The 26,960-nt window shown below is 73.6% G+C and carries 24 protein-coding genes and 1 pseudogene; 14 read left to right on the top strand and 11 right to left on the bottom strand.

Translation table 11 applies throughout. The features are described from left to right. Nucleotides 1-67: 67 nt before the first annotated feature. Both ACIQF6_RS04840 and ACIQF6_RS04835 read right to left on the bottom strand, forming a co-directional pair. Nucleotides 68-898, bottom strand: coding sequence for a purine-nucleoside phosphorylase (locus ACIQF6_RS04840; RefSeq protein WP_400890208.1), 831 nt, complete (start codon nt 896-898; stop codon nt 68-70). Nucleotides 899-1,077: 179 nt separating this feature from the next. Next, complete coding sequence (locus ACIQF6_RS04835; RefSeq protein WP_400890206.1) at nt 1,078-1,515, bottom strand: gamma-glutamylcyclotransferase; 438 nt, start codon at nt 1,513-1,515, stop codon at nt 1,078-1,080. A 235-nt stretch (nt 1,516-1,750) separates the two neighbouring features. Between ACIQF6_RS04835 and ACIQF6_RS04830 the strand changes: the two genes are divergently transcribed. The 3 genes from ACIQF6_RS04830 (at nt 1,751) to ACIQF6_RS04820 (ending at nt 5,737) form a co-directional block, all read left to right on the top strand. Further along, a complete protein-coding gene (locus tag ACIQF6_RS04830; RefSeq protein ID WP_400890204.1) occupies nt 1,751-3,205 on the top strand; it encodes an NAD(P)H-quinone dehydrogenase in 1,455 nt (484 codons plus the stop codon). A 198-nt stretch (nt 3,206-3,403) separates the two neighbouring features. Next, a complete protein-coding gene (locus ACIQF6_RS04825; protein ID WP_400892127.1) occupies nt 3,404-4,318 on the top strand; it encodes a DeoR/GlpR family DNA-binding transcription regulator in 915 nt (304 codons plus the stop codon). A gap of 66 nt (nt 4,319-4,384) precedes the next feature. Next, nucleotides 4,385-5,737 carry a condensation domain-containing protein gene (locus ACIQF6_RS04820; protein ID WP_400890202.1) on the top strand — a complete coding sequence of 451 codons (1,353 nt, stop codon included), beginning with the start codon at nt 4,385-4,387 and terminating at the stop codon, nt 5,735-5,737. A gap of 49 nt (nt 5,738-5,786) precedes the next feature. On the opposite strand, the gene ACIQF6_RS04815 is transcribed toward ACIQF6_RS04820, so the two are convergent. From ACIQF6_RS04815 to mmpB, 4 genes are all read right to left on the bottom strand, one after another. Beyond that, nucleotides 5,787-7,562, bottom strand: a complete 1,776-nt coding sequence (locus ACIQF6_RS04815; RefSeq protein WP_400890200.1) for an acetyl/propionyl/methylcrotonyl-CoA carboxylase subunit alpha — start codon at nt 7,560-7,562, stop codon at nt 5,787-5,789. Nucleotides 7,563-7,781: 219 nt separating this feature from the next. After that, nucleotides 7,782-8,534 (bottom strand): hypothetical protein, encoded by a 753-nt coding sequence (locus tag ACIQF6_RS04810; RefSeq protein ID WP_400890198.1) that lies wholly within the window; start codon nt 8,532-8,534, stop codon nt 7,782-7,784. Between the two features lie 486 nt (nt 8,535-9,020). Then, nucleotides 9,021-9,632 carry a nucleoside triphosphate pyrophosphatase gene (locus ACIQF6_RS04805; RefSeq protein ID WP_400890196.1) on the bottom strand — a complete coding sequence of 204 codons (612 nt, stop codon included), beginning with the start codon at nt 9,630-9,632 and terminating at the stop codon, nt 9,021-9,023. 32 nt (nt 9,633-9,664) lie between these two features. Continuing rightward, entirely contained in the window at nt 9,665-9,799 is a 135-nt protein-coding gene (mmpB, locus tag ACIQF6_RS04800; RefSeq protein WP_400890194.1) for a morphogenic membrane protein MmpB, read from the bottom strand. Nucleotides 9,800-10,045: 246 nt separating this feature from the next. On the opposite strand from mmpB, the gene ACIQF6_RS04795 reads away from it, so the two are divergent. Next, on the top strand, nt 10,046-10,465 hold the full coding sequence (locus ACIQF6_RS04795; protein ID WP_400890192.1) for a DoxX family protein: 420 nt from the start codon (nt 10,046-10,048) through the stop codon (nt 10,463-10,465). A gap of 726 nt (nt 10,466-11,191) precedes the next feature. Here the strand turns inward: ACIQF6_RS04795 and ACIQF6_RS04790 are convergent. The 3 genes and pseudogenes from ACIQF6_RS04790 to ACIQF6_RS04780 form a co-directional block, all read right to left on the bottom strand. Beyond that, nucleotides 11,192-12,382, bottom strand: a pseudogene (locus ACIQF6_RS04790) (diguanylate cyclase domain-containing protein); the annotation flags it as partial. Between the two features lie 256 nt (nt 12,383-12,638). Next, nucleotides 12,639-13,730 carry an adenylate/guanylate cyclase domain-containing protein gene (locus tag ACIQF6_RS04785; RefSeq protein ID WP_400890190.1) on the bottom strand — a complete coding sequence of 364 codons (1,092 nt, stop codon included), beginning with the start codon at nt 13,728-13,730 and terminating at the stop codon, nt 12,639-12,641. Between the two features lie 198 nt (nt 13,731-13,928). After that, nucleotides 13,929-14,825: a biotin--[acetyl-CoA-carboxylase] ligase gene (locus tag ACIQF6_RS04780; protein ID WP_400890188.1), complete on the bottom strand. Its 897-nt coding sequence runs from the start codon at nt 14,823-14,825 to the stop codon at nt 13,929-13,931. A gap of 233 nt (nt 14,826-15,058) precedes the next feature. Here ACIQF6_RS04780 and ACIQF6_RS04775 point away from each other — a divergent pair, with 233 nt between their 5' ends. Further along, the gene (locus ACIQF6_RS04775; protein WP_400890186.1) at nt 15,059-16,648 is read left to right on the top strand and encodes an acyl-CoA carboxylase subunit beta; all 1,590 of its coding nucleotides are present in this window, start codon (nt 15,059-15,061) and stop codon (nt 16,646-16,648) included. Nucleotides 16,649-16,667: 19 nt separating this feature from the next. Then, nucleotides 16,668-16,868, top strand: coding sequence for an acyl-CoA carboxylase subunit epsilon (locus ACIQF6_RS04770; RefSeq protein WP_400890184.1), 201 nt, complete (start codon nt 16,668-16,670; stop codon nt 16,866-16,868). 5 nt (nt 16,869-16,873) lie between these two features. Here the strand turns inward: ACIQF6_RS04770 and fdhD are convergent, their stop codons facing one another. Together fdhD and ACIQF6_RS04760 are read right to left on the bottom strand one after the other, a co-directional pair. Beyond that, nucleotides 16,874-17,704: a formate dehydrogenase accessory sulfurtransferase FdhD gene (gene fdhD, locus ACIQF6_RS04765; RefSeq protein ID WP_400890182.1), complete on the bottom strand. Its 831-nt coding sequence runs from the start codon at nt 17,702-17,704 to the stop codon at nt 16,874-16,876. A gap of 28 nt (nt 17,705-17,732) precedes the next feature. Then, on the bottom strand, nt 17,733-18,113 hold the full coding sequence (locus tag ACIQF6_RS04760; RefSeq protein WP_400890180.1) for a hypothetical protein: 381 nt from the start codon (nt 18,111-18,113) through the stop codon (nt 17,733-17,735). 101 nt (nt 18,114-18,214) lie between these two features. On the opposite strand from ACIQF6_RS04760, the gene hutH reads away from it, so the two are divergent. The 8 genes from hutH (at nt 18,215) to ACIQF6_RS04720 (ending at nt 26,933) form a co-directional block, all read left to right on the top strand. Beyond that, entirely contained in the window at nt 18,215-19,777 is a 1,563-nt protein-coding gene (gene hutH, locus ACIQF6_RS04755; RefSeq protein WP_400892125.1) for a histidine ammonia-lyase, read from the top strand. A 154-nt stretch (nt 19,778-19,931) separates the two neighbouring features. Next, nucleotides 19,932-20,804 (top strand): MurR/RpiR family transcriptional regulator, encoded by an 873-nt coding sequence (locus tag ACIQF6_RS04750; RefSeq protein WP_400890178.1) that lies wholly within the window; start codon nt 19,932-19,934, stop codon nt 20,802-20,804. A gap of 104 nt (nt 20,805-20,908) precedes the next feature. Then, nucleotides 20,909-21,325, top strand: a complete 417-nt coding sequence (locus ACIQF6_RS04745) for a hypothetical protein (protein WP_400890176.1) — start codon at nt 20,909-20,911, stop codon at nt 21,323-21,325. A 48-nt stretch (nt 21,326-21,373) separates the two neighbouring features. Further along, a complete protein-coding gene (locus tag ACIQF6_RS04740) occupies nt 21,374-21,973 on the top strand; it encodes a hypothetical protein (RefSeq protein WP_400890174.1) in 600 nt (199 codons plus the stop codon). 132 nt (nt 21,974-22,105) lie between these two features. Beyond that, nucleotides 22,106-22,561, top strand: coding sequence for a hypothetical protein (locus tag ACIQF6_RS04735; protein ID WP_400890172.1), 456 nt, complete (start codon nt 22,106-22,108; stop codon nt 22,559-22,561). Nucleotides 22,562-22,669: 108 nt separating this feature from the next. After that, nucleotides 22,670-24,391 carry a urocanate hydratase gene (gene hutU, locus ACIQF6_RS04730; protein WP_400890167.1) on the top strand — a complete coding sequence of 574 codons (1,722 nt, stop codon included), beginning with the start codon at nt 22,670-22,672 and terminating at the stop codon, nt 24,389-24,391. A gap of 17 nt (nt 24,392-24,408) precedes the next feature. After that, nucleotides 24,409-25,596 (top strand): allantoate amidohydrolase, encoded by a 1,188-nt coding sequence (locus ACIQF6_RS04725; protein ID WP_400892123.1) that lies wholly within the window; start codon nt 24,409-24,411, stop codon nt 25,594-25,596. Continuing rightward, the gene (locus tag ACIQF6_RS04720) at nt 25,581-26,933 is read left to right on the top strand and encodes a formimidoylglutamate deiminase (protein ID WP_400890165.1); all 1,353 of its coding nucleotides are present in this window, start codon (nt 25,581-25,583) and stop codon (nt 26,931-26,933) included. Before ACIQF6_RS04725 ends, ACIQF6_RS04720 begins: the two co-directional genes overlap by 16 nt. Nucleotides 26,934-26,960 lie beyond the last annotated feature (27 nt).

Raw genomic sequence — 26,960 nt, 5'->3', positions numbered from 1 at the left:
CCGGTTCTCTGTCCGATTCTCTGTCAGAGGTGCTGCGCTGCCCGGGAGTCGCGTCCCGGACGGGGTGTCAGATCCGCTCCAGGACCTTCGCCAGCAGGGCGCCCATCCGCTCGGCGGACGCCTTGCCGGCCTCCAGCACCTCGGCGTGGTTGAGCGGCTCGCCGGTGATGCCCGCGGCCAGGTTGGTGACCAGCGAGATGCCGAGCACCTCGGCGCCGGCCTCGCGGGCGGCGATGGCCTCCAGGGTGGTGGACATGCCGACCAGTTCGCCGCCGATCACCCGGGCCATGTTGACCTCGGCCGGGGTCTCGTAGTGCGGGCCGCGGAACTGCACGTACACGGCCTCGTCGAGGGACGGGTCGACCTCGCGGCAGAGCGCGCGCAGGCGCTTGGAGTACAGGTCGGTGAGGTCGACGAAGTTGGCGCCGACGATCGGGGAGTCCGCGGTCAGGTTGATGTGGTCGCTGATCAGCACCGGCTGGCCGGGCGTCCAGCCCTGGCGCAGGCCGCCGCAGCCGTTGGTCAGCACGATGGTCTTGCAGCCGGCCGCGGCGGCGGTGCGCACGCCGTGCACCACGGTGGCCACGCCGTGGCCCTCGTAGTAGTGGTTGCGGCCGAGGAACACCAGGGCGCGGCGGTCGCCCTCGCCGGGCATCCGCACCGAGCGGATGGTGCCCGCGTGGCCGGCCACGGCGGGGGCGGGGAAGCCGGGGAGTTCGGTGACCGGGAACTCGGCGAGCGTCTCACCGAGGGCGTCGGCGGCCGGCACCCAGCCGGAGCCCATCACCAGGGCGACGTCGTGGCGCTCGGCGCCGGTGAGTTCGCGCAGCCGGTCGGCGGCTTCCCGGGCGGCGGCGTAGGGGTCGGCGGAGACGACCGTCTGAGGAGATGCGTTCACATGGTCGAGGATAGGTCAAATCTGCCTACGCGCGTAGACAATGGGGCCGAGCCATGCCGGATCGTTACCCGGAATGTGCGGAACGGTGGTATTCGTCCCCGCCGGGCCTGCGGCCGGCCTGCGCCGGGCCGACCGCAGCGCGGCCGAACTCCCGTCCGGCGCAGGCGAGAAGGCCGTTCTCAGCAGGGGCGGCGGCGGAGGTCCAGCACGTAGTCGTCGGGGGCGCCGGCGCTCTCCGCGGCGTCCGCGATCAGGCCGAGGTACCGGGCGGCGGGCAGTCCGCCCTCGTAGTCGTTCAGTACGTACGTCCACACCGCGACTTCACCGTCCAGGGTCTGGGCGCGCAGCTTCACCTTGCGGTAGATGCCGAGCTGGACGCCCTCCCAGCGGTCCAGGCCCTCCTCGTCCATCGGGGCGATGTCGTAGAGCGTGACGAAGACCTGGTCCTTCTCGTCCTCCACCACGGTGGCCAGCGAGCCTTCCCAGCCCAGCTGTTCGCCGCCGAAGGTCAGCCGCCAGCCGGACAGCCAGCCGGAGCCGCGCAGCGGGGAGTGCGGGGCACGCCGGCTCATCTGCCGGGCGTCGAGGTTGGTGGCGTAGGCGGCATAGAGCGACATGACGGTCAGCCTACGGGAGCCGCCCGCCCGCAGCTCCCGGCCGGACCGGGTCGGCGCCCCCGTCCGGACCCGCCCGCAGCTCTCGTCCGGACCCGCCCGCAGCAGCCGGCCGGGGGCGTCCGCGGTCCCCGACCAGGGCCTCGCCGCGGGCCCCGCCCCTACGCGCGGGCGCGGGCGGGAAGCAAGGGTCGGCAGCAGCGGCCCCGGCGTGGACTCCGTACCGGCATGCGGGACAATGGAGCACGTGACTCGGATCGTGATCATCGGTGGCGGACCAGGCGGATACGAGGCGGCCCTCGTGGCCGCCCAGCTCGGCGCGGAGGTGACCGTCGTCGATCGCGACGGTCTGGGCGGATCGGCGGTGCTGACGGACTGCGTGCCGTCCAAGACGCTGATCGCCACCGCCGAGGTGATGACTACCTTCGACAGCTCCTACGAGGAGCTCGGCATCCTGGTCGCGGACGGCGCGCCGGACGCCGTCGACCCGGCCCGGGTGGTCGGGGTGGACCTCGGCAAGGTGAACCGACGGGTGAAGCGGCTGGCGATCGCCCAGTCGCACGACATCACCCAGGCCGTCACCCGGGCCGGCGTCACCGTGCTGCGCGGCCGCGGCCGGCTCGGTACGGGCGGCCAGGGCCTGGACGGCTCCCGCGAGGTGCTGGTCGACCAGGCCGACGGCAGCGTCGAGTCGCTGCGCGCCGACGCGGTGCTGATCGCCACCGGCGTGCGTCCGCGCGAGCTGCCCGACGCCCAGCCGGACGGCGAGCGGATCCTGGCCTGGACGCAGGTGTACGACCTGGAGGAGCTGCCGCGCGAGCTGATCGTGGTCGGCTCCGGCGTCACCGGCGCCGAGTTCGCCGGCGCCTACCAGGCGCTCGGCTCGAACGTCACGCTGGTCTCCTCGCGCGACCGGGTGCTGCCGGGCGAGGACCCGGACGCCGCCGAGGTGCTGGAGGACGTCTTCCGCCGTCGCGGCATGAACGTGATGGGCCGCAGCCGCGCGGAGAGCGTCAAGCGGATCGGCGACCGGGTCGAGGTGACGCTGGCCGACGGCAAGGTGATCACCGGCACGCACTGTCTGATGGCGGTCGGCTCCATCCCCAACACCGCGGACCTGGGCCTGGAGGAGGCCGGCGTCGCGGTCAACGACTGGGGCCAGATCAAGGTGGACCGGGTCTCCCGCACCTCCGCCCCCGGCGTGTACGCGGCCGGCGACTGCACCGGCGTGTTCATGCTGGCCTCGGTGGCCGCCATGCAGGGCCGGATCGCGATGTACCACGCGCTCGGCGACGCGGTGCAGCCGCTGAACCTGAAGACCGTGGCGTCCAACGTGTTCACCGACCCGGAGATCGCCACCGTCGGCTACACCCACGCCGACGTGTCCTGCGGAAAGATGGACGCGGTCGAGATCAAGCTCCCGCTGCGCGGCAACCCGCGGGCCAAGATGCAGGGCATCCGGGACGGCTTCGTGAAGCTGTTCGCCCGCCCGGGCACCGGCATCGTGGTGGGCGGCGTGGTGGTCGCGCCGCGCGCCTCCGAACTGATCCACTCCATCTCGCTGGCGGTGGACAACAACCTGACGGTCGAACAGGTGGCGAACACCTTCACCGTCTACCCGTCGCTCTCCGGCTCCACCGCCGAGGCGGCGCGCCAGCTGCACATCCGCAAGCGCGAAGGCGCCGGTTCCTGACGTTCCACCGGCTCGTTCGGAGCGAGCCGGGCGCACGCCGCCCGGCTCACCCGCCCGGCGGAGCGCACATTGTACGGTCGTGCGCCGCTCTTAGGTGAGCAAATCCAGTTACCAGGTGCAAACGCCTGAAAGCAGACGGTCACTCGGGTTACCGTCGGTTCTGTGTTTGCTGCAGAACGTCGCCAGTTGATCCTCGAGATGGTGCGCGCCAACGGAGCCGTGTCGCTCCGAGAGCTGGCCCGCGTCGTCCAGACCTCCGAAGTCACCGTCCGCAGGGACGTCCGGGCGCTGGAGGCCGAAGGGCTGCTCGACCGCCGCCACGGCGGCGCGGTGCTCCCCGGCGGCTTCAGCCGGGAGCCCGGCTACCCGCAGAAAACCCATCTCGCCGCGGCCGAGAAGAGCGCCATCGCCGATCTCGCCGCGGGCCTGGTCGAGGAGGGCGACGCCATCGTGGTCGGCGCCGGCACCACCACCCAGGAGCTGGCCCGCCGGCTGGCCCGGGTGCCGGGGCTGACGGTGGTCACCAACTCGCTGCTGGTCGCCCAGGCGCTGGCACACGCCAACCGGGTCGAGGTGGTGATGACGGGCGGCACCCTGCGCGGCTCCAACTACGCGCTGGTCGGCAGCGGCGCCGAACAGTCGCTGGCCGGGCTGCGGGTCACCAAGGCCTTCATCTCCGGCAGCGGGCTGACCGCCGAACGCGGCCTGTCCACCGCCAACATGCTCTCCGCCAGCGTCGACCGGGCACTGGTGCAGTCCGCCAACGAGGTGATCGTCCTCGCCGACCACACCAAGCTCGGCGCGGACAGCATGTTCCAGACCGTCGCCACCGACGCGATCACCCGGCTGGTCACCGACGAGCACACGGCGGCCGAGGACCCGACCGCCCGGGAGCTCGACGCGCTCGCCGACTGCGGGGTGCAGATCTCGGTCGCCGCGCTCGGCCTGTCCGCAGAGGCGCCGGCGGTGCACCCGCAGCCGTCCGCCGCGCCGCCGCGCCGTCCCGTTCCCCCGGCCGGCCTCGCCCCCGGCAGCCCGCTGCCGGGCCAGCGCCGCCCCGCCCCGCACGGCGGGCTGCCGGTCGCCCCGCGGCTCGCCGAACGGATCCGCTGACCGCTTCCGGACGGCGGCCGTCGCCCTCTGGCCGCCCCACCCGGCCCGCTTGTAGCGTCTGGCCCCATGGACGCAGCGAGCGAAAGACTCGACGGCACAAGGGAATTGACGATTCATGGGGCGCGCGGCGGGCGGGGCCCCGCGACCTGGGGGCAGCGGGCGATCCATGCCGCGCTGGTCAAACTGGGCCCCGAGGCGCCGCGGTACAACCTGCGGATGTCGGCGCCCGTCGCACCGGGCCTGTCGCCGGAGGCGGCGCTCCTGGCCTTTGCCGAACTGCTGCACCTGCACGACGCCTTGCGCACCAGGCTGGCCGAGGAGGACGGCGACCTGGTGCAGGAGGTGGACGCGGACGGGGCGCTGCCGGTCGCCGTGCTGCACCGCGACAGCGTCGAGCAGGCCGCCGGGGCCGCGGCGGAGCTGCTCGCCGAGTACGCCGGCCGGGCGTTCGACCTGCCCCGCGAGTGGCCGGTGCGGCTCGGCCTGGTGCTGGTGGACGACCAGGTCCGGCAGGTGGTGCTGGTGCTGTCGCACACCGCGTCGGACGGCTGGGGGATGCGCCGCGCGGTGCGCGACCTGACGCTGCTGGCGGCCGGGCGGAGCGCCGCCGAGCTGCGCGCCGAGCGGGCGTTCGCGCAGCCGTTGGAGGAGGCCGTCGAGCAGGACTCGCCGCGCGGCCGCCGCCGGGACGCCGCCGCCCGCCGGCACTGGCGGGACAAGCTGAGCTCCGGCCCGCGCGCCCAACTGCCGCGTCCGGACGGCGAACCGGACCCGGAGCGGCTGTTCCCGTTCGCGGTGCTGCGTTCCCCGCAGCTGGCCGCGGCGCTGCCGGTGGCCGCGGCCCGGCTGCGGACCAGCGACGCCACGGTGCTGCTGGCCGCCGCCGCCACCGAGCTGGGGCGGCTCGGCGGGCAGCGCGAGGTGCTGTTCCAGGTGGTGGTCGGCAACCGGTTCTCCGAGCAGGCCGCCGAGGCCGTCACCACGCTCGCCCAGGAGGGCCTGTTCCATCTCCCGGAGCTGGCCGAGGACTTCGCCACGACGGTGGGCCGCTGCCAGGGCCCGGTGCTCACCGCCTACCGCCACTCCGGCTACCGCAAGCCGCAGTTGGACGCCGACCTGGACGAACTGCGGGCCTCGGGCGTGGAGTTGGCCGACCACTCGGTGATCTGGAACGACACCCGGGACCCACTGGCCGCGCTGATGGCCGACGGCATGGCCGAAGCCCCGCAGGTGGAGCGGGAGTTGAGCTTCCCGGACGCGTTCCCGGCCCGACCGGGAGTGTCCGTCGCGGTGGACGTGGTGGCTTCCCCGGGCGTGATCGAACTGTTGATGGTGGCCGACGGCGCCCTGCTGGAGCGCGCGCAGATGGCGCAGTTCCTGTGCGGCGTCGAGCAGTTGGTGCTGGACGCGGCCGGATAGGCCGAAGGGCGGCGGGAGTTCGCGAACTCCCGCCGCCCTTCGCGGTGGATCAGACGTCCTTGATCTCGCAGAGTGCGGCGCCGCTGGAGACGGACTGGCCGACCTCGGCCTTCAGACCGGTCACGGTGCCGGCCTTGTGGGCGTTGAGCGGCTGCTCCATCTTCATCGCCTCCAGGACCACGATCAGCTCGCCCTCGGCGACGACCTGGCCCTCCTCGACGGCGACCTTGACGATGGTGCCCTGCATCGGCGACGCCAGCGTGTCGCCCGAGACCGCGGAAGCGGCCTTCTTCGCCCCCACCCGGCGCTTCGCCTTGCCCGCGCCGGCGCCCGCCGCCGGGGCCGACGCCACGCCCAGCGAGGACGGCAGCGACACCTCGATGCGCTTCCCGCCGACCTCGACCACCACGGTCTCGCGGCCCTCGGGCTCCTCGCCGTCGCCGCCCGCACCCGCGAACGGCGCGATGGTGTTCTCGAACTCCGTCTCGATCCACCGGGTGTAGACCGTGAACGGGCCCTCGGAGCCGTGCACCTCGGGGGCGAACGCCGGGTCGGTGACCACGGTCTGGTGGAACGGGATGGCGGTGGCCATGCCCTCCACCTTGAACTCCTCCAGGGCGCGCCGGGCCCGCTGCAGGGCCTGCTTGCGGTCGGCGCCGGTGACGATCAGCTTGGCGAGCAGGGAGTCCCAGGCGGGGCCGATCACCGAACCGGACTCCACGCCGGCGTCCAGGCGGACGCCCGGGCCGGACGGCGGGGCGAACAGCGTCACGGTGCCGGGCGCGGGCAGGAAGCCCCGGCCCGGGTCCTCGCCGTTGATCCGGAACTCGAAGGAGTGGCCGCGGACCTCCGGGTCGTCGTAGCCGAGCTCCTCGCCGTCGGCGATCCGGAACATCTCGCGGACCAGGTCGAGACCGGTGACCTCCTCGGACACCGGGTGCTCGACCTGGAGACGGGTGTTGACCTCCAGGAACGAGATCAGGCCGTCCTGGGAGACCAGGAACTCGCAGGTGCCGGCGCCGACGTAGCCCGCCTCGCGCAGGATCGCCTTCGACGCCCGGTACAGCTCGGCGTTCTGCTCGGCGGTCAGGAACGGCGCGGGGGCCTCCTCGACCAGCTTCTGGTGGCGGCGCTGGAGCGAGCAGTCACGGGTGGAGACGACGACCACGTTGCCGTGCCGGTCCGCCAGGCACTGGGTCTCGACGTGCCGCGGCTTGTCCAGGTACTGCTCGACGAAGCACTCGCCGCGGCCGAACGCGGCCACTGCCTCGCGCACCGCCGACTCGTACAGCTCCGGGATCTCCTCCAGCGTCCGCGCCACCTTCAGGCCGCGGCCGCCGCCGCCGAACGCCGCCTTGATCGCGACCGGCAGGCCGTGCTCCGACGCGAACGCGACCACCTCGTCCGCACCCGACACCGGATCGGCGGTGCCCGCCACCAGCGGCGCGCCCGCGCGCTGCGCGACGTGCCGGGCGGTGACCTTGTCGCCCAGGTCGCGGATCGCCTGCGGCGGCGGGCCGATCCAGGTCAGACCCGCGTCGATCACGGCCTGCGCGAACTCGGCGTTCTCCGACAGGAAGCCGTAGCCGGGGTGGACCGCGTCCGCACCCGAGTCGGCGGCCGCCTTCAGGACCTTCGCGATGTCCAGGTAGCTGCTCGCGGGGGTGTCGCCGCCCAGCGCGTACGCCTCGTCGGCCGCCCGCACGTGCAGCGCGTCCCGGTCCGGCTCGGCGTACACGGCGACACTCGCGATACCGGCATCCCGGCACGCCCGGGCGACGCGGACAGCGATTTCGCCGCGATTGGCGATGAGCACCTTGCGCACTGTGGCTCCCTTCTCGAACCTCGTCGAGTTTATGGATTAAAGGGCGCTACCGGCGAGTAGTCCCTGGTGGTGAGCGTGCTCACACGCTCGGTGTCCCGACTTCCGTACGGACGGCGGCGGTTGGTGACGCGCCGCAGGCCGCGGGCGCGCGGTGGCCCGCGCCGGGGTGCCCGGCGGGCCGGGCGGACCGGGTGGCCTTCGCCACACCGGGGCGTCGGTTCAAGCGGCCGCCGGCTGCGGCCGGGCGGTCGCCTCGGCGGTCACGTCCGCCTCGAACTCGACCACGTCCGGGCCGTACGCCCGGGTGTTGACCACCCGCAGCACCACCGCGAACGCCCCGTCCGGGCCGTACCGGCGGGCCAGCGCGCGGTGTCGGGCGGCCAGGTGACGCACCGCCGCGTGGTTGGAGACGGCGGTCTGACCGGCGATCAGGAACACCGGCCGGCTGCCCGGCCGCAGGTGTATCCGGGCCAGCAGCACGTACGCCGTCCCGCCGCCCTGCTCGGCGGCCGTCCGGAAGGCGAACTCCCGCCCGCCGACCAGCAGCGTGCGCACCGGGTGCCCGGCGCCGTCCGGCGGGGCGAGGAACGCCGCGCCGGGCAGCCAGGACGCCAGGTGCGCGGCGGTCCGTTCGTTGCTGTCCGGGCCGCCCACGCAGAACTCGGTCTTGTCGCCCAGCCCCTGGCGGACCTCGTCGTGCGAGGTCAGCACGGAGCGGGCCCCGCACTCGCGGACCAGCGCGGCCAGTTCCATCAGCGCGTACACGTCGTCACGGGCCACGCTGTGCGGATCGGTGGAGGAGGCCTGCCGGTTGGCGACCAGCAGTGCCTCGCCGTCGGACGGCAGCCCGAAGAATGCGCGTTCCCGCTCCAGCCGGCGCCGCCGGCGCAGCGTCTGCGCCAGCCAGCCCAGGCCCGCACTGATCGCCGAAGCGACCAGTCCCAGCACGACGTTCAGCACACCATCGGTCATTTTCCGCTTCCCGTCGCCCCTTTCCGGTCCGGCTCGCCAGCCTAATGGCGGCCCACCGGCCCAGGGGGTGGAACAGTGCAACAGATGTGGGGCCCCGGTTCTGTCCGATTCCGCACTGCGCCGATCCGGAATCGGCTTTTCCGAATCCCGGACCGGGATAGCGGAATGGTTCAGACCATTGACCGGGATCGGCCGCCGTCCCTGGCGTCGCCGGCACCTGTCCGCAGAATTCACGGGGGAATCGTGAAGCGCTCCGTGCTGCCCGCCGCACTCGCCGCGGCCGCCCTGATGCTCACCGCCTGCTCCGGCGGCGGCAGTTCGACCGGGGCGGCGGCCGGTCCGGGCCCCGCCGCCGCGACCTACGGATGCCCGACCGCCGAGCAGGCCGCCAAGGGCTCCTTCACCCTCGACGCGGGAAGGACGGCGCGCTGCCCGACGTCCAGGCCTACCTGGCCGAGCGCGCGCCCGCGGCGGGCTGAGGAGCCGTCAGGCCCACAGGTCGGTGATCCGCACGTCCAGCTCGGCGAGCAGGCGGCGCAGCAGCGGGAGCGACAGGCCGATCACATTGCCGGGGTCGCCGTCGATCCCCTCCACGAACGGTGCGGAGCGGCCGTCCAGGGTGAACGCCCCGGCCACGTGCAGCGGTTCGCCGGAGGCGACGTAGGCGGCGACCTCGGCGTCGTCCGGGGTGCCGAACCGGACGGTGGTGGAGGCGGTGGCCTGCGCCTGCCGGCCGGTGGCGGTGTCGATCACGCAGTGACCGGTGCGCAGCACGCCCGCCCGGCCGCGCATCGACTGCCAGCGCCGGACCGCCTCGTCGGCGTCGGCGGGCTTGCCGAGCGCCTGGCCGTCCAGCTCCAGCACCGAGTCGCAGCCGATCACGATCGGCGGCTCGCCGGGCTCGGCGGCCAGCTCGCCGGCGATCTTCTCGGCCTTGGCCGCGGCCAGCACCAGCGCCAGCTCGCCGGGCGTCGGCGCGGACAGCGCGTCCTCGTCCACCCCGCTCACCCGCACCAGCGGATCCAGGCCCGCCTGCCGCAACAGGCCCAGCCGGGCGGGGGAGGCGGACGCGAGAACGAGCGGGCGGCGAGCGGTCATGCCCTCAAGCTTAGGGCTCCGCCGGGCCCGTCCTAGCCGTGCCGGGCCAGCAGCAGCGCCGCGGCGAGCACGGCCAGCACCGCCATCACCACCGCCGTCCGGCGCAGCCTGCGCTGCACTTCGCGGGCCTCGGGCGACGGTTCGTCGCGGGGGTCTGACCAGAGCATCCGATCAGCCTGCAACGCGGGAGCGGCGCGGCGCCTGAGTATCCGTACTCAAGCCCGGCACGGGTGAAGGTTCGAATGCCCGCTTGACGTCGCGCCCCTGTCACCCTGCAATGGACCCACTGACTTGTCCGGTTCATGATCGGCGCGGTGCGGTGCGCCGATCTCCCCCCACGAACCGACGACACGTCAACTCCCGGTCAGGGCACGCACGGCAAACCACCCCACTGGTTCCGGCTGAGGAGTTCCATGTCCGACCTCGTCACCACCGCAAGGGCCGCCACCGACGCGGCCCGACCGCACCTCGTCGCGCTCTACCGGGCCGTCACCGGCCTGCTGTTCGCCTGCCACGGCGCCGCCTCGCTGTTCGGCATCCTCGGCGGCGCGCACGGCGGCGGCACCGTCCCGGTCGGCAGCTGGCCCGGCTGGTACGCCGCCGCCATCCAGCTCGTCTGCGGCGTGCTCGTCCTGCTCGGCATCGGCACCCGGACCGCCGCGCTGGTCGCCTCCGGCTCGATGGCCTACGCCTACTTCAGCGTCCACCAGCAGAACGCGCTGTTCCCGCTGCAGAACGGCGGCGAGCCCGCGGTGCTGTTCTGCTGGGCGTTCCTGCTCATCGCTGCGCTCGGCCCGGGGAGTTTCGCGGTGGGCGGCAGGTTCGCTCGCTGACGCGCCACCAGGGGCGCGGGGAACTGAGCGACAAGCGCAAGGCCTGTCCGTAAGGTCGCGATCACTTGCAGGTCATTGTCCTGCGTCGCGATCTTTCCGACGTGGTGCGTTCCCCCTCGCGCAGTTCCCCGCGCCCCCGTCTTCGCCGCCGGCCATTCAGGACGGCGGCGGGGAGCACGGTCCCGAGAGGGCCACCGCCACCAGGGCGCGCAGGGCCGGGGCGACCTGGCCGAGCGGCAGGGTGGACTCGTCGGCGAAGAGCTCCAGCAGCCAGCCGCCGGCCGGGTTCGCGCCGCCCGCCGCGACCATCGCCCGGTACCCGGAGACCACCATCACCGCCTCTTCCGCCGCGTCGTTGCCCGCCGCGCCGACCCGCAGGGCGAACGCCCCGCCGGTCACCGCCCGGCCGGTCAGCGGGTAGTGCCGGAGGTCGAACACCGCGTCCGGGGCCTCGATCTGGGCCCGCTGGGTCTGTGCGCGCGCCGACGCCGGGCCGCCCGTCATCCGGTACACGGCGTGCCGGGCGGTGCGCATCAGCGGTGAGCCCGGCGGTACGTACGACACCCACCAGCCGACCGCGTTCAGCAGCCGTGACGCGGTCTCCGCGACCACCGACAGCCGTCCCAGGGTGTCCGCCGGGTGCGTCACCGCGCCCTGCACCCCGCCCTGGTCCAGCGCCGCCAGCACCGCCGCCAGCAACTGGCCCGGGTCCGCGCTGTGCGCCGAGCCGCGGAAGCGTCGCCGGTCGCCGGCCGGTCGCCCGGCCGGCGCGCGGCGGCTGTCGGCGAGCTGCACCACCGGGTCCGGCGCGAACCCCGGTCCGTGGCCCCGCCCCGCCACCACCGGGTGCGCCGCCCGGGCCGCCTTCGCCCGGTACTGGGCGGCGTCGGCGAGTCGGAACAGCCGGTCGGCCGTGGTCACCGGGCCGATCGAGTCCCCGGTCGAGGCGATCCCGCAGGCGACGCCCTCGCCGTCCGTCAACTCCAGTGCGCGGGTGCACAGTTCCTCCGCCACCGCGACCACCTCGTCGGCGGACCGGCCCTCCACGAGCAGGCAGAACTCGTCGCCGCCGAGGCGCGCCGCGAGGCTGCCCGGCAGCTTCGCCGCGGACAGCGACAGCTGGTGCGCGAACCGCTCCAGCAGCCGGTCGCCCATCTCGTGGCCGAGCTGGTCGTTGACCCGCTTCAGCCCGTTCACGTCGCACACCACCAGCGACACCACCACGCCGTCCCGGGTGTGCGCCTTCAACGCCTCCTCCAGCCGGGCGTCCACCGCGCGGCGGTTCGCCAGGCCGGTCAGCGCGTCGGTGAACGCCAGCCGGCGCAGATCGGCGACCCGCTCGGTCTGCGCCAGACCCGCCGAGATCTGCGCGGCCAGCAGGGTCGCGTACTCGGCGTCGGCCTCCGTGAACACCGGCAGCCCGATCCCGCGCGCCAGGTACAGCTCGCCCCACGCCTGGCCGTGCAGCACGATCGGCGCGACCAGGCAGCAGCCCCGCCCGCGACGCCGCAGGCCGGCGGCGCGCGAGCGGCAGAACGCGCCGGACGCCGGGAGCGGACGGCCCTCGTGCGGGCCGAGGTCCTCCGCCGTCTGCACCCACGCCCGGGGGAGCCGGCCGGTGGTCCAGTGCTCCTCCAGGTACGTCACGATCTCCGGGAAGTCCGCGACCGGGTACGACTCGTCCTCCGGCAGCTCCTCCTCGCCCGGCGCGAGGTCCCCGTGGTTCACCAGCACCCGCAGCCGGCCCGACTCGCGGTCCCACACCGAGACCGCCGCCATCGTCGCCCCCAGCGCGGACGTCGCCCGCGCCGCCGCCGCGCGGACCGCTTCCAGCGGGGTCATCGCCCCGGCCATCGCCTGCGCGAGCTCCACCACCGCCTGCAGTCGCGAGTCCGGCGCCGCCGCCTGTTCCGTCATCGTCGCCACATTCCCTCCGGCGGGCCGTTTTGACCAGCCTAGGGGGGTTTGGGGGGATTTCTTGGCAGGCGAGCGCGAAATGCAGGTGGGCGCGAAACCAGGGGCGCGGGGAACTGCGCGACCAGTGCGGGTCAGGCCCGCAAGGCCGCGATCACGTGCAAGTCATTGCCCTGCGTCGCGATCTTTCCGACGGGTGCGTTCCCCTTCGGGCGGTTCCCCGCGTCCCCGGTCTGCCACCTGCTCGCGCTCCAGGGATTCAGCCGGCGGCGGCCGGTGCGCGGGTGAGGAGCCAGGGTTCGACCAGGCCGAGGCCGCGGACCGGGCGGCGCCACATGGGCTGGAGGTGGAAGCGGTGGCCGGGGGCGGGGGGCCCCTCGGGGAGCGTCGCGGTGCCGTTGTGCTCCAGGGCCGCCGCGAGTTCGCCGTCGACCAGGACGGCGTCCTTGGGGGCGATGGAGGTGAGGCGGGAGGCCAGGTTGACGGTGGTGCCGAAGACGTCGCCCATGCGGGAGGTGACGGTGCCGAAGGCCATGCCGACGCGGAGGGCGGGCATGTTGTCCTCCTTGGCGAGGGTCTCGACCAGGGAGAGGGCGATCTCGGCGACGGTGGCCGGGTCCTCGGAGACGAACAGGATCTCGTCGCCGAGGGTCTTGACGACCCGTCCGCCCTGGCCGGCGATCAGGTCGGAGCAGGTGTTCTCGAAGCCCTCGACGAGTTCGCCGAGCTCTTCCTCCTCCAGACGGCGGGAGAGCCGGGTGAAGCCGACCAGGTCGGCGAAGGCGACGGCGAGCCGGCCGGAGGTGGTCTCGTGGTCCTCGGCGGCCTGCACCACCCGGCCGGTGACGGCGGCGAGTTGGCGGCGCCAGACGTACACCAGGAACTGTTCGAGCTCGGGGAGGAGCAGTTCGACCAGCGGGTAGGCGACGTCGGAGCGGGTCAGGCCGGGTTCGACGGGCTGGGTGAGGTTGTCGAGGAAGGTGTCCATCTGCCAGCCGGCGAGTCGCGCGGTGGTCTGGCCGGTGGAGCGGGCGACCTGGATCGCCATGGGTTCGCTGAGCAGCCCGGACTCGATCAGGCCGGCCAGGCGGCGCAGCGCGATCACGTCGTTGTCGTTGAGGGCGCGGGACTGGCCGATGTCGGGGAAGCCCATGGCGCGCCAGAAGCGGGTGGCGAGGTCCATCGGGACCTCGGCGGCGCGCGCGGCCTGGTACGGGGTGTACTTGCGCGGAGCGTCGAGGATCAGCCGCTCCAGGTCGGTCGCGACGGTGGTCTCGTCCGTCTCGCCGGGCGCGTTGGAGGGAGTGCCGTCGTTGCCGGAGCCCGTCGTGGCGCCGCCGTTGTCTGTCACCGGTCCGTCCCCGTGCGTCTGCGCACTTCTGTCTTGCCGTCCTCGGGGTTCGGCTGCTGCGACCACCGCGGGCGGTAGTGGCGAGCCTCACACCGCTGCCAGGTGGAATGTTCGCACGGAATCGCGTAATCCGGGGCATCCGCCCGGCAGCCGGTCCGAGGGTCCCGCAGGGTGAGACCGCCCCCGGCCGGGCAGCGGTCAGTTCTGCGGGCGTACGTGCACCACGTCGCCGGCGGCGACGGCGTGTCGGGCGCCGTCGGCGGTGCGGACCACCAGCCGGCCGTCGCCGTCGACGGCCACCGCGTCGCCCAGCAGTTCGCGGTCGCCCGGGAGTTGGACCTTCACGGGCCGGTTCAGGGTGGTGCAGCGGGCGGTGTACGCGGGGAGCAGCCCGCTGGCGTGCGGGTCGCCCGCGGCGGCCGTCCACTCGCCGTAGAGTTCGCCGAATTCGCGCAGCAGGGCGCGCAGCAGGACGGCGCGGTCGGTGGTGGCGGCGCCGGCCAGGGCCAGCGAGCCGGCGGTGGGGACGGGCAGTTCCGCCCGGCGCAGCGAGACGTTGAGGCCGACGCCGGCGATCACGGCGCCGCCGGAGAGTTCGGTGAGGATGCCGCCGAGCTTGCGTTCCTGTCCGTCGATCGGGACCTGGAGGTCGTTGGGCCACTTCAGGCCGGTGCGGATCTCGCAGACCCGGTCGAGGGTGGCGGAGACGGCGGTGCCGATCAGGATCGGCAGCCAGCCGTAGCGTTCCATCGGCACGCCCTGCGGGCGCAGCAGCATCGACAGGAACAGCCCGGAGCGGGGCGGCGCGTTCCAGCGGCGGTCGAGCCGGCCGCGGGCGGCGTTCTGCGACTCGGCGACCAGGACGGCGCCCTCGGGCGCGCCGTCCTTGGCGCGGGCGGCCAGGTCGGAGTTGGTGGAGCCGGTCTCGCTCACCACATCGAGTGAGGTCCACAGGGCGCCGGGGCGCAGCAGGTCGAGCCGCAGGGCGGCCTCGTCGAGCGGGGGGCGGTCCAGGTCGGTCCATGGGGACGGGCCGCCGTGGCCGAAGCCGCGCAGTCCGGAGCGGCGGGGGCGGGGGCTCTCGGGTGTGCTCACTCCAGCAACCCTAGAGGGCGGCGACCCCGGAGGTCGGCAAGCCCGGAGGTCGGTCAACAGCCGCACGCCGCATCATCGTCCCGCAAACCGGGCAGGGACACGATGTGTCGATGGCCATAGCCGCACAGGCCCCCGGGCTGGCTACGCTACGCAACGGTAGACCGCAGCGCCGCCCTGCCCGCAACCCTCCACGCCCCGGGCCGGCGGCCGAGGACGCAGGGAGAGCCACCGCAATGGCCGAGGCACCGAACGACCCGCACACCACTGCCGGAAAGCTCGCCGACCTGCGGCGGCGGATCGACGAGGCGGTGCACTCCGGTTCCGCCGCCGCGGTCGAGAAGCAGCACGCGAAGGGCAAGCTGACGGCCCGTGAGCGCATCCTGGAGCTGCTGGACGAGGACTCCTTCGTGGAGTTCGACGAGTTCGCCCGGCACCGCTCCACCAACTTCGGCCAGGAGAAGAACCGGCCGTACGGCGACGGTGTGGTGACCGGCTACGGCACCGTCGACGGGCGCCAGGTCGCGGTGTTCGCGCAGGACTTCACGGTGTTCGGCGGTTCGCTGGGCGAGGTGTTCGGCGAGAAGATCGTCAAGGTGATGGACTTCGCGCTGAAGACCGGCTGTCCGATGATCGGCATCAACGACTCGGGCGGCGCCCGGATCCAGGAGGGCGTGGTCTCGCTCGGCCTGTACGGCGAGATCTTCCGCCGCAATGTGCACGCCTCGGGTGTGATCCCGCAGATCTCGCTGATCATGGGCCCGTGCGCGGGCGGCGCGGTGTACTCGCCGGCGGTCACCGACTTCGTGGTGATGGCCGACAAGACCTCGCACATGTTCATCACCGGCCCCGACGTGATCAAGACCGTCACCGGCGAGACCGTGGACATGGAGGAGCTGGGCGGCGCCCGTACCCACAACACCAAGTCCGGCAACGCGCACTACCTGGCCGCCGACGAGAAGGAGGCCATCGAGTACGTCAAGAGCCTGCTGTCGTACCTGCCGTCCAACAACCTGAGCGATCCGCCGGCCTTCCCCGAGCAGGCGGACCTGTCGATCACCGACGAGGACCTCGAACTCGACGGCATCGTCCCGGACTCGGCGAACCAGCCGTACGACATCCGCCGGGTGATCGAGCACGTGCTGGACGACGGGGACTTCCTGGAGGTCCAGCCGCTGTACGCGGGCAACATCGTGGTCGGCTTCGGCCGGGTCGAGGGCCACCCGGTGGGCGTGGTCGGCAACCAGCCGATGGACCTGGCGGGCTGCCTGGACATCGCGGCCAGCGAGAAGGCCGCCCGTTTCGTGCGCACCTGCGACGCGTTCAACATCCCGGTGCTGACCTTCGTCGACGTGCCCGGCTTCCTGCCCGGCACCGGCCAGGAGTGGGACGGCATCATCCGCCGCGGCGCGAAGCTGATCTTCGCCTACGCGGAGGCCACCGTCCCGCTGATCACCGTGATCACCCGCAAGGCGTTCGGCGGCGCGTACGACGTGATGGGCTCCAAGCACCTGGGCGCGGACATCAACCTGGCGTGGCCGACCGCGCAGATCGCGGTGATGGGCGCGCAGGGCGCGGTCAACATCCTGCACCGGCGGGAGATCGCCGCCGCGGAGGCGGAGGGCCGCGGCGAGGAGCGCCGGGCCGAGCTGCTCGCCTCGTACGAGGACACCCTGCTCAACCCGTACCTGGCCGCCGAGCGCGGCTACGTCGACGCGGTCATCGCGCCCAGCGAGACCCGCCGGCACATCGTCCGCGGGCTGCGGGCGCTGCGCGGCAAGCGGGAGGCGCTGCCGCCGAAGAAGCACGGCAACATCCCGCTGTAGCAGAAGGGTTCACCGCGACATGACTCCCATTCAGGTGCTGCACGGGCAGCCGACCCCCGAGGAGCTGGCCACCGTCCTGGCGGTGGTCCAGGCCCGGGCCGCCGCCGGGGCCCTGGCGGCCTCCGCGAGCGGCCCGGCCTCCGCGTGGAACAGCCGTACGCCCCGTCACGTCCCCGCGCCCGGCCCGCACGTCTGGCGCACCAGCCTCTGGCCGCGCTGAGGATTTCACCCGTGCGGGTCGGCGACGATCCGGTCCGCACGGGTGTAGACGTTCGCGGTGCTCCCGCGCAGGAAGCCGACCAGGGTCAGGCCGAGCTCCTCGGCCAGGTCGACGGCGAGCGAGGACGGCGCGGAGACCGCCGCCAGCAGCGGCAGGCCGGCCAGCGCGGCCTTCTGGGTCAGTTCGAACGAGGCCCGGCCGGAGACCAGCAGGACGTGTCCGCGCAGCGGCAGCAGGCCCTCGCGCAGCGCCCAGCCGACCACCTTGTCGACGGCGTTGTGCCGGCCGACGTCCTCGCGGGCGCACAGCAGGGTGCCGTCGGCGGCGAACAGCGCGGCGGCGTGCAGGCCGCCGGTGGTCTCGAAGGTGCGCTGGGCGGCGCGCAGCCGCTCCGGCAGGGCGTAGAGCACCTCCGGGTCGAGCGTCAGCGGGTCGGCCGAGACGTCCCAGCGGCTGCGGGTGCGCACGGCGTCCACGGTGTCGCGTCCGCACAGGCCGCAGGCGCTGGTGGTGAGCAGGTTGCGGTGCGCGGAGAGCGCCGGGCGGGCGCCGCGGACGGTCGCGTCGACCACGTTGTACGTGTTGGCGCCGTCCTCGTCGGTGCCGGCGCAGTAGCGCAGCGCGGCGAGCTCCTCGGTGGCGCCGACCAGGCCCTCGCCGACCAGGAAGCCCGCCACCAGGTCGAAGTCGTGGCCGGGGGTGCGCATGGTGACGGTCAGCGCCTCGCCGCCGATCCGGATCTCCAGCGGCTCCTCGGCCGCCAGGCTGTCGGGGCGCGCCCCCCGCTCCCCGCCGTTCAGCCGCACCACTCGCCGCCGTACCGTTGCCCGCGCCATCCGTGTCGCACCTCCGCGGGCCAGTCAATCAGAGCTCGACGGCGCGCAGTCCGACCAAGGTGCCGGGGACACCGTAGATCAGCACCAGGATCGGGATCATCGAGGCCAGGGCCCAGAGTTGGCCGGTGAGCCAGTACAGCGGCGCCGGGACCATCATGGCCAGGTCGATCCAGGTGGTGCGGACGGCGAGTTGGACCCGGCCGTCGGCGGGGACGTCGACGGTGACGGTGTTGGAACGGACCGGCCAGCCGCCGCGGACCCGGATCCGGTGGGTGCCGGGGGCGAGTACGAACGGGGTGTTCGCGCCGTTTCCGGCCCGGCCGAGGACGGTGTCGCCGGTGCAGACCCGGAGGCGGCCGACGCTCCGGCCTGCGATCCGGACCCGGAGTGTGCCGTTCTCGCCGCTCATCCGTCCCCCTTCGGTCGAACTGGTGCGCGGCAGCATAGTGGTCCGGCCGACGGATGTGCTTGTCAGATGTTCATTCACCTGGTGAGAATGTGCATATGGATATGCACAGTGTCGTCGTCCAGGTCGGCAAGGCCGACGTCAGCGCCGAGGATGTCCTCGCCGTCGCCCGCGGCGGGGCCCGGGTGGAGATCGGCCCGGACGCGCTAGCCGAGATGGCCGCCGCCCGCGCCCGGATCGACGCCCTCGCCGCCGAGCCCCGACCTGTGTACGGGGTGTCCACCGGCTTCGGCGCGCTGGCGGTGCGTCACATCAGCCCCGAACTGCGGGCCCAGCTCCAGCGCTCGCTGGTGCGCTCGCACGCCGCCGGCATGGGCCCGGTGGTGGAGACCGAGGTGGTCCGGGCGCTGATGTTCCTGCGGATGAAGACGCTGGCCTCCGGCCGCACCGGCGTGCGCCCGCTGGTCGCGCAGACCATGGCCGCCCTGCTGAACGCCGGAATCACCCCGGTGGTACGGGAGTTCGGCTCGCTCGGCTGCTCCGGCGACCTCGCCCCGCTCTCGCACTGCGCCCTGGCGCTGATGGGCGAGGGCACCGCGTTCGGCCCCGACGGCGTCGAGCGGCCCGCCGCCGACCTGCTCGCCGAGGCCGGCATCGAACCGGTCGAACTGCTGGAGAAGGAGGGCCTGGCCCTCATCAACGGCACCGACGGCATGCTCGGCATGCTGGTGATGGCGCTCGCCGACCTCCGCCGCCTGTACACCACCGCCGACATCACCGCCGCGATGACGCTGGAGGCGCTGCTCGGCACCGACAAGGTGCTCGCCCCCGAACTGCACGCCCCGATCCGCCCGCACCCCGGCCAGGCCGCCGCCGCCGCCAACATGCTGGCCGTGCTGCGCGGCTCCGGACTGACCGGCCACCACCAGGACGACGCGCCGCGGGTCCAGGACGCCTACTCGATCCGCTGCGCCCCGCAGGTGGCCGGCGCCGGCCGCGACACCCTGGCGCACGCCGCGCTGGTCGCCGACCGGGAACTCGCCGCGTCCGTCGACAACCCGGTGGTGCTGCCCGACGGCCGGGTCGAGTCCAACGGCAACTTCCACGGCGCGCCCGTCGCCTACGTGCTGGACTTCCTGGCGATCGCCGCCGCCGACCTGGCCTCGATCGCCGAGCGCCGCACCGACCGGCTGCTCGACAAGGCCCGCTCGCACGGCCTGCCCGCGTTCCTCGCCGACGACCCGGGCGTGGACTCCGGCCTGATGATCGCCCAGTACACCCAGGCCGCGCTGGTCAGCGAGAACAAGCGGCTCGCGGTGCCCGCCTCGGTGGACTCCATCCCGTCCTCGGCGATGCAGGAGGACCACGTCTCGATGGGCTGGTCCGCGGCCCGCAAGCTGCGCCAGGCGGTGGCCAACCTCGGCCGCGTGCTGGCCGTCGAACTCGTCGCCTCCGCACGGGCGTTGGAGATCCGCGAGCAGGCCGCCGAGCAGTCCGGGACGCTCGCCCCGGCGACCGCCGCCGCGGTCGGTGCGGCCCGCGCCGCCGGCGTCGGCGGGCCCGGCCGCGACCGCTTCCTCTCCCCGGACCTGGAGGCCGCCGCCGAGCTGGTCGCCTCCGGCGCCCTGATCGACGCGGTCCAGCGGATCACCGGCCCGCTCGCCTGACCGGCAGGTTGCACGGGACGGGCGCGTCGGTCACCCTCCGAACGCGCCCGTCCCGGTTGGCGATACGCCATTGCCCGCCTGCCGGGACTGCGCCACAGTCGTCCCACCGCCGAAGCCACCGGCGAACGCCCAACCGAGCGTGGAGGTACCCGAGATGACCGACCTGGACGAGCCCGGAAACGGCGCCGGCCCCTCCGCCCGGCTGCTCCAGCTCTTCGAGGGCCACCGGCTGACGCCCACCCAGCGGCGGATCGCCCACTCGCTGGTCAAGCACGCCACCGAGGCGCCGTTTCTGTCCAGCGTCGAGGTCGCCGAACTCGCCGGCGTCAGCCAGCCGTCCGTCACCCGGTTCGCCGTCGCGCTCGGCTACGACGGCTACCCGGCGCTGCGCAAGCAGCTGCGCGAACTCGGCGTCGGCGAGGCCGCCGGGCCGGAGAGCCACCACGACGTGGTCCGCAACGAGCACCAGCAGGCCGTCCTCGCCGAGATCGAGCACCTGCGGAACCTCGCCGAGCTGCTCGCCGACCCCGCGCCGATCGTCCGCGCCGCCCGGATCCTGGCCGCCTCCCGCCCGCTGCCGGTGCTCGGCCTGCGCGCCGCCTCCGCCCAGGCCCGCGGCTTCTCCTACTTCGCCGCCAAGGTCCACCCCGACATCCGACTGCTCGACGAGGGCGGCTCGATGCTCGCCGACCGCCTGGAACAGGCCGTCTCCGCCGGCGCCACCGCCCTGCTGTGCTTCGCGCTGCCCCGCTACCCGCGCGAGCTGATGGACGCCCTCGCGGTGGCCCGCGACTGCGGCCTGACCGTCCTCACCGTCGCCGACTCCGCGTTCGCCCCCGTCGCCAAGCTCTCCGACGTGATGCTGCCCGCCGCCGTCGGCACCGGCCTGGTCTTCGACACCGCGTGCGCCCCGATGGTGCTCGGCCGGGTGCTGTTGCAGGCGATGTGCGACGAGATCCCCGGCGCGGAAGCCCGGCTGGAGGCCATTGAACAGTCGGCGACGGCCCGTCAGTTGTTCCTGGACTGACACCCGTTGTTCCCCCAAAGACACCCCTGCGCCGGGTTGACGACCGGCCGCGGGCGGGCATCTTCCAGGTAGGGACGACGACAGCTTTGGACGGGGGAAGTCCAATGCCACCACCGATCCATCAGATGCGGCTCACCGGACGGCTCGGCTCCGGCGCCGACGAATGGTCCTGCCCGCAGTGCGGCCGACGCATCGCGCTGCGCCGCCCGCCGAACCCCGAACTGATCGTGCTCGACCCGGGCGACGAGGAGGCCGTGCACATCGGCGTCCTGGAACCCGGCGACCCGGCCGCCGAGGAGGCCGCCGCCCGCTACGGCGTCGGCCCGATCCAGCACCTCCCGCGCCCACCGGCCCGCCCCGGCGAGAACCGGCCGGGCGAGAACCGGCCGGGTGACAACCGGCCGGGTGAGAACCGGCCCGGCGAGAGCCGTCCTGGTGAGCCGACCGCCCAGCCGGACGCGGAGGACCGCCGCTGGCTCGCCGAGATCGGCATCGACTGGGACGGCGACGCGGCGGCCTGATGCCTGCTCAGGGGGCGATAGGGTGACCGCCGAACAAGGGGGGTGCGCATGAGCGTTCGATCGACCGCCGGGTGGCTGTGCGCAGGCACCGCGGCGCTCACGGCGGGCGCCGCCGGGTGGGGGGAGCACGAGACCCGCTCCGGTGGCCGCATGGCGCTGGCCGACACGCTCGGGCGGGCCCACCTCGGGCTGTACCTCGCCGCCGTGATCCTGGCGCTGGTCGCCGGCATCCTGCTCGGCAGCACCCACACCCGGACGCTGTCGACGATCGGGCTGGGCAGCGTCGTGGCACTCAGCGGACTCTTCTTCCTGCTGGTGTTCGTGGCCTCGGACATCGCCCCGTTCCCGCCGAAGGTGGAGCGCAGCGCCGCGCCGGGCGGCGCCGACCGCACCATGGTGGTCGTCTTCCACTTCGGGACCGGCGAGGCCGAGACCCAGACCTGGGAGGTCCAGGTGGAGGACGGCTCCGGCTGGTCCGGCCGGCGGTGGACGGTGTTCACCGCGGCGGGGAAGTGGCCGGGCGAGGGCTTGTTCAAGTCGGCCTCCTGGACCGGACCCGACCGGATCACCGTCACCACCGACATCGACTCCCGGATCTTCGACCTGTCCGGCGACCGGCCCGTCCTGGTGTCCACCGATCCGGCCTGACCCGGGTACCGCCCCGCACCGTCCCCGAACGCCGCCCGGAACACCGGGCGGCGTTCGGCGTTCCGGTGCGGCCCGGCGAGGCGCAGACTGGAATTCGGCGCACCCGTTCGGGTGCGGTGGCGGGTGATGGTGATGAGGTTCTGGCACCACGGGTACTACCACGGCGGCTGGTCGTGGGTGCTGCCCGGAATCACGTTCATGCTGTTCGTGCTGCTGGTGATCGTCGTGCTGGCCGCGCTGTGGCGCGCGTCATCGACGCACCGGTCGGTCGGTCGGGCGGGCGGAACGCAGTGGGGCGGCCCACCGCAGGGCCCGCAGGGGCACGCCCCGGAGGCGGAGCGGGTGCTGGCCGAACGGCTGGCCCGCGGCGAGATCGAGGTCGAGGAGTACCGGCACCGGTTGGCGGCGCTGCGCGGCGAGAGCGGTTCGCCGGGCGGACCGGGGAAACCGGGAGGGCCGGGAAAGCGGGGCGGACCCGGCGGACCCGGCGGATCGGGCGGACCGGGTGGATCGGGGGAGCCGGGCGGACCCGGCGGGCCGGTCGGGCCGAGTGGGCCGAGTGGGCCGGGGGATCCGGGGAAGAGCTGAGAACGGGCGCCGTGACGCGGGCCCTCGAAACTCTGGTCAGCCCGATGCTGTTTGGATATATTCACTCTGCTTGATTGTGAATGAATCCATCCGCAAGGAGGCTGGTCCATGGCAGAGCAGGCGAGCGGCCCGCGCGAGGTGCGCGCGGCGCGGGGCACCGGGCTGAGCACGCAGGGCTGGCAGCAGGAAGCCGCCCTGCGGATGCTGATGAACAACCTCGACCCGGAGGTCGCCGAGCACCCGTCCAAGCTGGTGGTCTACGGCGGCACCGGAAAGGCCGCCCGCGACTGGCGCTCGTTCGACGCCATGGTGCGGACCCTGCAGGGCCTCAAGCAGGACGAGACCATGCTGGTCCAGTCGGGCCGGCCGGTCGGCGTGATGCAGACCCACGAGTGGGCGCCCCGGGTGCTGATCGCCAACTCCAACCTGGTCGGCGACTGGGCGAACTGGGAGGAGTTCCGCCGCCTGGAGTCGCTCGGCCTCACCATGTACGGCCAGATGACCGCCGGTTCGTGGATCTACATCGGCACCCAGGGCATCCTCCAGGGCACCTACGAGACCTTCGCGGCCGTGGCGAACAAGCGCTTCGGCGGGACGCTGGAAGGCACCATCACCCTCACCGCCGGCCTCGGCGGCATGGGCGGCGCGCAGCCGCTGGCCGTCACCATGAACGGCGGCGTGGCGATCTGCATCGACTGCGACCCGTCCCGGATCGCCCGCCGGATCGAGCACCGCTACCTCGACGTCGAGGCCAAGAACCTCGACCACGCACTTCAGCTCGCCACCGAGGCCCGCGACAAGCGGCAGCCGCTCTCCATCGGCCTGCTGGGCAACGCCGCCGACCTGCTGCCGCAGCTGCTCGCGATGGACGCCCCGGTCGACATCGTCACCGACCAGACCAGCGCCCACGACCCGCTGGCCTACCTGCCGACCGGCGTCGCCTTCGAGGACATGGCGAGCTACGCCGCCGCCGAGCCGGCCGAGTTCACCCGGCGCGCCCGCGAGTCGATGGCCCGGCACGTGGAGGCGATGGTCGGCTTCCAGGACCGCGGCGCGGAGGTCTTCGACTACGGCAACTCGATCCGCGGCGAGGCCCAACTCGCCGGTTACGACCGGGCGTTCGCGTTCCCCGGGTTCGTCCCCGCATACATCCGGCCGCTGTTCTGCGAGGGCAAGGGCCCGTTCCGCTGGGCCGCGCTGTCCGGCGACCCGAAGGACATCCACAAGACCGACAAGGCCGTCCTCGACCTGTTCCCGGAGAACGAGTCGCTGCACCGCTGGATTAGGATGGCCCAGGAGAAGGTGCACTTCCAGGGCCTGCCCGCGCGGATCTGCTGGCTGGGCTACGGCGAGCGCGACAAGGCCGGCGAGCGGTTCAACGACATGGTGGCGAGCGGCGAGCTGTCCGCCCCGATCGTGATCGGCCGAGACCACCTGGACTGCGGCTCCGTCGCCTCCCCGTACCGGGAGACCGAGGCGATGCTCGACGGGTCCGACGCGATCGCCGACTGGCCGCTGCTGAACGCCATGGTCAACGTCGCCTCCGGCGCGTCCTGGGTGTCCATCCACCACGGCGGCGGCGTCGGCATCGGCCGCTCCATCCACGCCGGGCAGGTCACCGTCGCCGACGGCACCCCGCTGGCCGGCGAGAAGATCCGCCGCGTCCTCACCAACGACCCCGGCATGGGCGTCATCCGGCACGTCGACGCCGGGTACGACCGGGCGAGCGAGGTCGCCGACGAGCGGGGCGTGCACGTCCCTATGAACGAGCACATCCCTATGGACGAGCACAGCCCGATGGCCGAGCACAGCCCGATGGCCGAGCTGTGACCGACGGCTTCGACGCGATGTGGGCGGAGCTGCTCCCCGTGGGCCGCTCCGCCTCCACCGGCGGCTACCGCCGGCACGCCTGGAACTCCGCCGACGCCGAGTGCCGGGCCTGGTTCGAGGACCAGGCCCGGGCCCGCGGCCTGCACTACGAGACGGACCGCAACGGCAACCAGTGGGCCTGGCTCGGCGACCCCGCCGCCGGAAACGCCGTCGTCACCGGCTCGCACCTGGACTCCGTCCCCGACGGCGGTGCCTACGACGGTCCGCTCGGGGTGATCTCCTCGTTCGCCGCGCTCGACGAACTCCGCTCCCGCGGCACCGCGTTGACCCGCCCGCTGGCGATCACCAACTTCGGCGACGAGGAGGGCGCCCGGTTCGGCGTCGCCTGCGTGGGCAGCCGACTCGCCACCGGCGTGCTCGACCGGGACGCCGCGTACCGGCTGCGCGACGCCGACGGGGTGTGGCTGCCCGACGCGATGGTCAAGGCCGGACACGACCCGGCACAGATCGGCGCCGACCCCGAACTGCTCGGCCGGATCGGCGCGTTCGTCGAACTCCATGTCGAGCAGGGCAGGTTCTTGACGGAGGGGCAGCCGGTCGGCGTCGCCAGCGCGATCTGGCCGCACGGCCGCTGGCGGTTCGACTTCCACGGCGAGGCCAACCACGCCGGCACCACCCGGCTCGCCGACCGCCGCGACCCGATGCTCACCTACGCCACCACCGTGCTCGCCGCCCGCAAGAAGGCCCGCCTCGCCGGCGCCCTCGCCACCTTCGGCAAGGTCGCCGTCGAACCCAACGGCACCAACGCGATCGCCTCGCTGATCCGCGGCTGGCTCGACTCCCGGGCCGCGGACGAGACGACGCTGCGTGAACTGGTCGACGCCATCGGACAGTCGGCGGTCGAACGGGGCGAGCGCGACGGCGTCCGGGTCGAACTGGTCCGCGAGTCCTACACCCCCGTCGTCGACTTCGACGGCCCGCTGCGCGACCGCCTGGCCGCCCTGCTGGGAGCACCCGTGCTGCCCACCGGGGCGGGACACGACGCCGGGATCCTGGCGTCCGCCGTCCCGACCGCCATGCTGTTCGTGCGGAACCCCACCGGGGTCTCGCACTCGCCGGCCGAACACGCCGAGCGGGCCGACTGCCACGCGGGCGTCACGGCCCTCGCCGACGTACTGGAGGAGCTCGCATGTCAGCCGTCGTGACGTACTGGGCCGAACACGCCTGGCTGCCGCACGCCGACGGCCCCGCGGTCGCGCACGACGTCCTGATCGCCGTCGGCCCCGGCGGCCGGATCGCAGAGGTCACCCCGGGGAGCGGGCCCTGCCCCGCCGGGGCCGTCCGGCTCGCCGGACTGACGCTGCCCGGGCACGCCAACGCGCACTCGCACGCCTTCCACCGGGCGCTGCGCTCCACCGTCCAGGTCGGCTCCGGGACGTTCTGGACCTGGCGCGACACCATGTACAAGGTCGCCGCCGCGCTCGACCCGGACACCTACCTCGCGCTGGCCACCGCCGTGTACGCCGAGATGGCGCTGGCCGGCATCACCGCCGTCGGCGAGTTCCACTACCTGCACCACGCGCCGGGCGGCGTCCGGTACGACCACCCGAACGCGATGGGCGAGGCGCTGATCGAGGCCGCCGCCCGGGCCGGCATCCGGATCACGCTGCTGGACACCTGCTACCTGTCGGCCGGCTTCGGCGCGGAGCCGACCCGGCACCAACTCCGCTTCTCCGACGGCGACGCGGACGCCTGGGCAGCCCGGGCCTCGTCCCTGGCGGGCGCGGACCACGCCCGGATCGGCGCCGCGGTGCACTCCGTCCGGGCCGTCCCCGCCGACCAGCTCGGGACCGTCGCGCAGTGGGCCGCGACCCGCCGGGCGCCGCTGCACGTCCACCTCTCCGAACAGACCGCCGAGAACGACGCCTGCCTCGCCGCGCACGGCGTCACCCCCACCCGCCTCCTCGCCGACCACGGCGTCCTCGGGCCGCGCACCTCCGCCGTCCATGCGACGCACCTGACGGACGAGGACGTCCGGCTGCTGTCGCAGAGCGGAACCGCCGTCTGCATGTGTCCGACGACCGAACGGGACCTGGCGGACGGGATCGGCCCCGCGAGGCGACTGGCCGACGAGGGCTGCCCGATCACCCTCGGCAGCGACAGCCACGCCGTCATCGACCCGTTCGAGGAGGCGCGGGCGCTGGAGCTCGACGAGCGCCTGCGCAGCCGCACCCGCGGGCACTGGACGGCGAACGCACTGCTGCGGGCCGGCACGGAGGACGGGCACGCGTCGCTCGGGTGGGACGAGGCGGGGCGGCTGGAGGCCGGCTTCCTCGCCGACTTCTGCGTGATCGCGCTGGACAGCGTGCGGACGGCGGGGGCGCCGCCGATGCTAGGTGCGGAGATCGCGGTGTTCGCGGCGAGTGCGGCGGACGTGCGGCACGTGGTGGTGGGCGGGCGGCACATCGTCAAGGACGGGGTGCACCAGCTGGTGCCGGAGCCCGCCCGGGCGATGGCGGCCGCGGTGGACGCACTGCGGTAGGGCGTTCCCCCGAAGCCGCGATCGTGC

It is taken from the genome of Kitasatospora sp. NPDC092948 (genome assembly GCF_044754805.1).
GTDB lineage: Bacteria > Actinomycetota > Actinomycetes > Streptomycetales > Streptomycetaceae > Kitasatospora.
Note: the sequence above shows the minus strand (reverse complement) of the source record. Positions and strands in the feature narration are given on the sequence as shown.